6 protein-coding genes are annotated in these 7388 nt (G+C 65.4%); all 6 read left to right on the top strand.

The features are described from left to right. Positions 1 to 80: 80 nt before the first annotated feature. Positions 81 to 797: an isoprenyl transferase gene (locus tag ABDV78_RS12340; RefSeq protein WP_343527680.1), complete on the top strand. Its 717-nt coding sequence runs from the start codon at positions 81 to 83 to the stop codon at positions 795 to 797. Positions 798 to 850: 53 nt separating this feature from the next. Further along, on the top strand, positions 851 to 1618 hold the full coding sequence (locus tag ABDV78_RS12335; RefSeq protein WP_343527679.1) for a phosphatidate cytidylyltransferase: 768 nt from the start codon (positions 851 to 853) through the stop codon (positions 1616 to 1618). Further along, positions 1618 to 2775: a 1-deoxy-D-xylulose-5-phosphate reductoisomerase gene (gene dxr / locus ABDV78_RS12330; RefSeq protein ID WP_343527673.1), complete on the top strand. Its 1158-nt coding sequence runs from the start codon at positions 1618 to 1620 to the stop codon at positions 2773 to 2775. The genes ABDV78_RS12335 and dxr overlap by 1 nt, the downstream gene beginning before the upstream one ends. Next, positions 2772 to 3908: an RIP metalloprotease RseP gene (gene rseP / locus ABDV78_RS12325; protein ID WP_343527672.1), complete on the top strand. Its 1137-nt coding sequence runs from the start codon at positions 2772 to 2774 to the stop codon at positions 3906 to 3908. The genes dxr and rseP overlap by 4 nt, the downstream gene beginning before the upstream one ends. Positions 3909 to 3987: 79 nt before the next feature. After that, the gene (gene bamA, locus ABDV78_RS12320) at positions 3988 to 6717 is read left to right on the top strand and encodes an outer membrane protein assembly factor BamA (RefSeq protein ID WP_343527671.1); all 2730 of its coding nucleotides are present in this window, start codon (positions 3988 to 3990) and stop codon (positions 6715 to 6717) included. After that, entirely contained in the window at positions 6717 to 7388 is a 672-nt protein-coding gene (locus ABDV78_RS12315; protein ID WP_343527670.1) for an OmpH family outer membrane protein, read from the top strand. The genes bamA and ABDV78_RS12315 overlap by 1 nt, the downstream gene beginning before the upstream one ends.

Here is a 7388-nt window from a genome sequence, read left to right as displayed (position 1 = left end):
GCGGCCGCGGCCAAGGAAAAGGAAATCCTGGGCAAGTGAGTCCTCCGGCCGCCTCGGCCCAGACGGCTCTGGGGTCGCTGGTGGCCGTGCCCGATACGGGTGCGGTCCCGCGTCACGTCGCGATCATCATGGACGGCAATGGCCGCTGGGCCAAACGCCGCCTGCTGCCCCGCTTCGCCGGTCACAAGGCCGGGGTGGAGGCGGTGCGCCGCATCTCGCGTGCCGCACGATCGCTGGGAATCGAGGCGCTGACGCTTTACGCCTTCTCGTCCGAGAATTGGCGTCGGCCGGAGAGCGAGATCAGCGACCTGATGGGGCTTTTGCGCATCTTCCTGCGCAAAGACCTTGCCGAGCTGGTGTCGGACAATGTCCGGCTGCGCGTGATCGGCGACTATCGCCGCTTCGCTCCCGATCTGGTGGCGATGATCGATGACGCGGTCGAGCGGACCTCGGCCAATACCGGGCCCGTGCTGGCGATCGCGCTCAACTATGGCGCGCAGGCCGAACTGGTCGAGGCGACCAGGCGACTGGCCGCGAAGGTCGCAGCGGGCGAGATAAGCGCCGATGCCATCACGCCGGAGGCGATCGAGGGCGAACTTCAGACCAACGGTCTGCCGCCGCTCGATCTGGTCATCCGCACATCGGGCGAACAGCGGCTGTCCAACTTCCTGCTGTGGCAGGCGGCCTATGCCGAGTTGCTGTTCGTCGACACGCTCTGGCCGGATTTCGACGAAGCTGCGCTGGCCGATGCCGTGGCGGAGTTCGGTCGACGAAACAGGCGTTTCGGCGGCCTGTGACCGATCCCGAATCTTCACCCGTCGGGACGCCGGAAGCGGCGCCCGCCAAGGCCATGTCCAACCTGACCAAGCGGGTTCTGGCGAGCATCGTCATGATCGCGGTGGCAAGCCTATGCCTCGCCCTTGGCGGCCTGGCCTTCTGGTTGCTGGCGGTCGTGGTGGCCCTGTTCATGATGGCGGAGTGGTCGGACCTGTTGAAGGTCGACCGCTCGCGCAAGCGGCTCGCGCAGTTCGCGCTGTCGGTGCCGCTCGCCATCATGGCGCCCGGACTGGCGGCCGGGCCCGGTTTCTTCGCGCTGGGCCTGATCGCGGCGGCCTTTTTCTTTCTGACCATCGTGTCGCGGCGGCCGGAATATGGGGCGGGTGCGCTCTATGTCGGCCTGCCGGTGTTCTCGCTGCTGGCGATCCGCCTGCATGAGGACGGGCTTGCGCTGTCGCTCTGGGCGATGGCGCTGGTCTGGGCATGCGATAGCGGGGCGTTCTTCGTCGGGCGCCAGTTTGGCGGACCGAAGCTGGCCCCCGCGATCAGTCCGGCCAAGACCTGGTCCGGCCTGATCGGTGGCGTGGCGGCGGCGACGCTGCTCGCGGTCGGGATGCATGTCTGGCATGACCTGCCGCTGCATCTGGTCATCGCTACGCCGTTCCTGGCGGTGCTGGCGCAGATGGGCGATCTGTTCGAAAGCGCGCTGAAGCGGCGCGCGGGCGTGAAGGACAGCGGCAATGTCCTGCCCGGCCATGGCGGGGTCATGGACCGGCTGGACGGTATCGTGCCCGTCGCGCCCGTCGCGGCCCTTCTGATTTTTCTGCCGGACCTGTTCTGATGCGCAGCGTGACCATCTTGGGGGCGACCGGATCGGTCGGTACCTCGACCCTCGACCTGATCGAGCGCGAGCCCGACCGCTATCGAGTCCGCGCGCTGACCGCCAATTGCGATGTCGCGAAGCTGGCGGCGGCGGCACGGCGGACGGAGGCCGAACTGGCGGTGGTCGCCGACGAGAAGTGCCTGCCCGAATTGCGCGCGGCGCTGGCGGGCACCGCGACCCGTGTCGCGGGGGGGCGCGCGGCGGTGATCGAGGCGGCCGCGAGCGGCGCGGACTGGACGATGGGGGCCATTGTCGGCTGTGCCGGGCTGGAGCCCGCCATGGCCGCGATCGCGCAAGGCGGAACGGTTGTTCTCGCCAACAAGGAGCCGCTGGTTTCGGCGGGTGAAGTGGTGCTGGAGGCGGCGGCCAGGGCCGGCGCGACGCTGCTTCCGGCGGATAGCGAGCATAACGCGATCTACCAGTGCTTTGATTTCGCGCGACCCGAACGGGTGCGCCGGATCGTGCTGACCGCGAGCGGCGGGCCTTTCCGCACCTGGACGACCGAAGAGATGCGCTGGGTTACGCCCGAACAGGCGGTCGCACACCCCAACTGGTCGATGGGCGCGAAGATTTCGGTCGATTCGGCGACGATGATGAACAAGGGGCTCGAACTGATCGAAGCCGCTCGTCTGTTCCCCATCCCCTCCGACCGGATCGAGATCGTGCTGCATCCGCAATCGGTGATCCATTCGGCCGTCGATTATGTCGACGGTTCGATGCTGGCGCAGCTTGGGCCGTCCGACATGCGCGTGCCGATCGCGCATTGCCTGGCCTGGCCGGACCGTATGTCGACCCCGATGGCACCGCTTGATCTGGTCGCGCTGGGACGAATGGACTTCGCAGCACCCGATCCGGCGCGCTTCCCGGCGCTAAGGCTGGCGCGGGCCGCGCTGGAGGCGGGAGGCGCGGCGCCCGCCATCCTGAACGCGGCCAATGAGATTGCGGTCGCGGCTTTTCTCGGAGGTCGCATCGGCTTCCTCGAAATTGCCGCAATCGTCGAGGATGTTCTCCATCGCTACGATCCGGCCCCGCCGGAAACGCTCGATGCGGTGATCGCGATCGACGCGGAAACGCGGGTGCTTGCGGCCGAGCGTGTTGAGGATTGCATCGTTTGATCGAAACCCCGGGCCTGTTGCTGACCATCCTCGCCTTCGCCCTGGCCATCGGGCCGCTCGTGTTCGTGCACGAGATGGGCCATTATCTCGCCGGACGCTGGTTCGGGGTGAAGGCCGAGACCTTCTCGATCGGTTTCGGTCGCGAGATTTTCGGCCTCACCGACAGGCGCGGCACGCGTTGGAAGGTCGGCTGGCTACCGCTGGGCGGGTATGTCAAGTTCGCGGGCGACATGAGCCCGGCGAGCCAGCCCGACGCGGCCTGGCTTTCCCTGCCACCCGCCGAGCGGGCCCGGACGTTCCAGGCCAAGCCGGTGTGGCAGCGCGCGATCATCGTGGCGGCGGGGCCCGCGATCAACTTCGTCGCCGCGATCCTGATCCTGGCGGGTTTCGCCTATGCCTATGGCGAGGCGGTGATCCCGCCGGTTGTGGGACAGGTGATGCCGGGCAGCGCGGCAGCCGCGACGACGCTTCGCGCCGGCGACCGGGTGACCGCGATCGATGGTCGTGCGGTTACCGACTTCGCCGACATCGCGCGCTACGTGCAGATCCGTGCGGGTGAGCCGGTGACGATCACCGCGACGCGCGGCGATACCGCCTTCACCACCTCGACCATTGTCGGGACCGAGCGACAGCGCGACCGGTTTGGCAATGAATATCGCGTCGGTCGTCTGGGCCTGCGCGGCGTGGGAACGGTGGACATCCGGCCGGTGGGCCTGCTGCGCGCGCCCGTGGTCGCGGTGCAGCGGACCGGCGAGATCGTCCGCATGATGGTCGAAACGCTGGGTCAGGTCATCTCCGGTCGTCGTTCGGTCAAGGAACTGGGCGGCCCCGTGTCGATCGCCAAGGTGTCCGGCGAACAGATGTCGCTGGGGATCGATGCCTTTGTTTTCTTCGTCGCGCTCGTCTCCATCAATCTGGGGTTCATCAATCTGTTGCCAGTGCCGATGCTGGATGGCGGGCATCTGCTTTTTTATGCGATAGAGGCGGTGCGACGGCGGCCCCTGGAGCCGGCGGCTCAGGAATGGGCGTTTCGTGGCGGTTTGATCGCGATCCTGGCCCTGATGCTCTTCGTAACGTTCAACGATCTGGGCAATTTGGGGCTGTGGAAGAATATCGCTGGCTTGATCGGGTGACGCTGATCGGGCAGGGCGCGAGTACGACAGGGGTCGGTTCGACTTTTCTGGGGTGGGTTTGGTGACAGCAATGACGGGTATGAAGACTGTGCGCGCGGGCGCCATATTGCTGGCGGGCACGATGCTGTCGGGTGTTCCCGTCATGGCGCAGACCGCGCAGGTCGCCCCGACGGGTGGCGATGCGGCGGCGCCGCTCGTCGCGCCGCAGCCGGTGCGGACGATCAAGACGCTGCGGGTCGAGGGCGCACAGCGCATCGAGCCGGAGACGGTGTTGTCCTACACCAAGTTGCGGGTCGGCATCCCATACACGGCCGAAACGCTCGACCAGGCGCTAAAGGATCTCCAGGCGTCGGAACTGTTCGCGGACTTTTCGATCTCCGGCGTCGAGACGGGCGACATCGTGCTGCGCGTGCGCGAGAATCCGATCATCAACCGGGTCATCCTGGAGGGCAACAAGCGCCTGAAGGAAGACAAGATCAAGAAGGAGATCAAGCTCGCGCCGCGGCAGATCTTCACGCGGACCGCGGTTCGCCAGGACGTGGCGCGGATCGTCGAACTGTATCGCCGCCAGGGCCGTTTCGGCGCGGTGGTCGATCCCAAGATGGTCAATCTGGACCAGAATCGCGTCGACGTGGTGTTCGAGATCAGCGAAGGCCCGAAGTCCAAGGTCCGCCAGATCAACATCATCGGCAACGAGAAATTCTCGGACGACGAGCTGCGCGGTGCGATGTACACCAAGCAGTCGCGCTGGTTCCGTTTCCTGTCCTCGGCGACCAGCTATGACCAGGATCGCCTGGCCGCCGACCAGCAGAAGCTGCGCGAATTCTATCTGAGCAACGGCTATGCGGATTTCCGCGTGACCAGCGCGGTCGCCGAGCTGACGCCGGACAAGAAGGACTTCATCATCACCTATGTGGTGGAGGAGGGCCCCCGCTACAAATTCGGCGACGTGAAGGTCGACAGCCAGATCCGCGACTTCGACAATGACAAGCTGGCCGCCTCGCTGCCCATGAAGAAGGGCGACTGGTACAATGCCAAGCTGGTCGAGACCTCGATCGAGAATCTCAGCCAGACGGCGGGCCTGTTCGGCTATGCCTTTACCGATGTGAACCCCGACTTCCAGCGTGACAAGGACACGCTGACCATGTCGATCACGTTCAACATCGCCGAAGCCAAGCGCACCTATGTCGAGCGGATCGAGATCAACGGGAACACCCAGACCCAGGACAAGGTGGTCCGCCGCGAGATCCGCGTGGCCGAGGGCGATGCCTTCAACAGCTTCCAGGTCCGCCGCAGCCAGGATCGTATCAACTCGCTTGGCTTCTTCCAGGAAAAGCTGGAGATCAAGCAGACCCCCGGTTCGGCTCCTGATCGTCTCGTGCTGGAAACCAATGTCGAGGAACAGTCGACGGGCTCGTTGCAGCTCTCGGCCGGTTACTCGTCGCTGGAACGCTTCATCATCCAGGCGAACATCACCCAGCGCAACTTCCGTGGCAAGGGCCAGGAATTGCGCGCGGGCGTGAACTACTCGGCCTATTCCAAGTCGATCGAACTGGGTTTTACCGAGCCTTATGTGTTCGACAAGAATGTCGCGCTGGGCGTTGACGTGTTCCGCCGCGACTATAATTCGTTCAACTATCTGGGTACCACGCGCCAGACGACCTACAGTCAGGTGTCGACCGGCTTCCAGGTTCGCGCGGGTGTGCCGTTGACCGAATATTGGTCGCTGTCGGGCCGCTATGGCCTGACCTATGATCAGGTCGGTCTGGACTCGTCGTTCTTCAACGCGGACGGCAGCTGTAACTTTCAGCAGGCGGGCCGCTATCTTTGCGATTCGATCGGCAATCGCTGGACCTCATCGATCGGCTACTCGTTGATCTATGACAGCCTGAACAGTCGTTTGCGTCCCACGGCGGGTCACCGTTTCTCGTTCAGCCAGGACTTTGCCGGTCTGGGCGGCGACGTGAAATATATCCGCACCCGCGCGGAAGGCGCCAAGTTCAAGGGGCTGGGCAAGGGCTTCGTCTTCTCGATCCTGGGCGAGGGCGGTTATATCCACTCGCTCGAGGGCAGCCGCGGCCCGGGCATCGATCCGGTCCGTATCGTCGACCGCTTCTATCTGGGCGAGCCGCAGTTTCGTGGCTTCGACATTCGCGGCGTTGGTCCCCGCGTGCTGCGTGTTCCGTATATCGTGAATCCGACTGACGGCACGCAGGCGCGCGATACGGATCGTCAGCGGTTCGTTGACGACGCACTGGGTGGTCGTGCCTATTATCTCGCGCGTGCGGAGCTCGAAATCCCGTTGGGATCGGGTGCGCGTGAGATGGGCTTGCGTCCCAGCATCTATGTCCAGGCAGGCAGCCTGTGGGGCGTGACCCGACCGTTGCCCTCGCTCACCTTCACGCAGCGGGTCGTCAACGGCGTACCACAGTTCAATAAGGATGGATCGAAGACGCTCGATCCGTTGCCCATTAAAGATAAGGACGGCAATCAGCTTTATCAGGTGCCGACCAATGATGCCACGACGGCCGACAAAACGGCGGGGCAGACCACGACGTGCCCAACCGGCTATTCCACGACGGGCGTCGGTGGCTGCGTAGGCACCTCGGCCAACATCGCGCTTCAGAACACCAACTATGCCGAAGAGCAATTCTACCTCGGCACCTGGAAGCCGCGCGTTTCGGTCGGCGTCGGTGTGAACTGGAATTCACCATTTGGTCCGCTTCGCATCGACCTTGCCAAGGCATTGGTCACGCAGCCGGGCGACGACCCCAAGCTCATCACTTTCAACGTAGGGACGCAGTTCTGATGAAGACGATTTCCAAGCTCCTCCTCGCGGCGGCCCTTGTCGCCCCCGCGGCGACCGTCGCGACGACCGCGAGCGCGCAGGTGAACGGCGTTGCCGTGGCCGATCCGCAGGGTGCGATCGCCGGTTCGCGCGCCTGGTCGACCGCCCGCCAGCAGATCGAGACGACCTACAAGGCGCAGCTCGATCAGGCCGAAACCCGCCGTACTGCGCTGACCCGCGAGCTGGAGCCGCTGGTCCAGGCGTTCCAGACCGCCCGTTCGGCCCCCAACGCCAACGAAGCGGCGCTGCGCACCCAGGCGCAGGCGATCCAGACCAAGCAGCAGGCCGCCGAGCAGGAGCTGGCTCGCCTGACCCAGCCCGCCGTCCGCGCGCAGACCTATGCCGTCGAGCAGCTCCAGGCCCGTCTGGGCGAGGCGGTGCAGAACGCCGTCCGCGCAAAGAATGTCAGCCTGCTGGTCAGCCCGCAGGCCGTCCTGTTCATGCAGCCGACCGCCGACATCACCTCGGCGGTGACCGCTGAGCTGGACAAGCTGGTCCCGACCGTCAGCATCACCCCGCCCGCCAACTGGCAGCCGGGCCAGCAGGGTCAGCAGCAGGGTGCGGCCCCGGCCGCTGCTCCGGCAGCCACGCCCGCACCGGCACCCGCGCGTCGTCAGAACAGCGGCCGGTAA

The sequence above is a fragment of the Sphingomonas sp. genome (genome assembly GCF_039594485.1).
Lineage (GTDB): Bacteria > Pseudomonadota > Alphaproteobacteria > Sphingomonadales > Sphingomonadaceae > Sphingomonas.
This window is presented reverse-complemented; position numbering and strand designations above follow the sequence as displayed.

Coding starts and splice junctions, on each gene's coding strand:
- dxr (WP_343527673.1), top strand. CDS start 1,618: ATGCGCAGCGTGACCATCTTGGGGGCGACCGGATCGGTCGGTACCTCG.
- bamA (WP_343527671.1), top strand. CDS start 3,988: ATGAAGACTGTGCGCGCGGGCGCCATATTGCTGGCGGGCACGATGCTG.
- ABDV78_RS12335 (WP_343527679.1), top strand. CDS start 851: ATGTCCAACCTGACCAAGCGGGTTCTGGCGAGCATCGTCATGATCGCG.
- ABDV78_RS12315 (WP_343527670.1), top strand. CDS start 6,717: ATGAAGACGATTTCCAAGCTCCTCCTCGCGGCGGCCCTTGTCGCCCCC.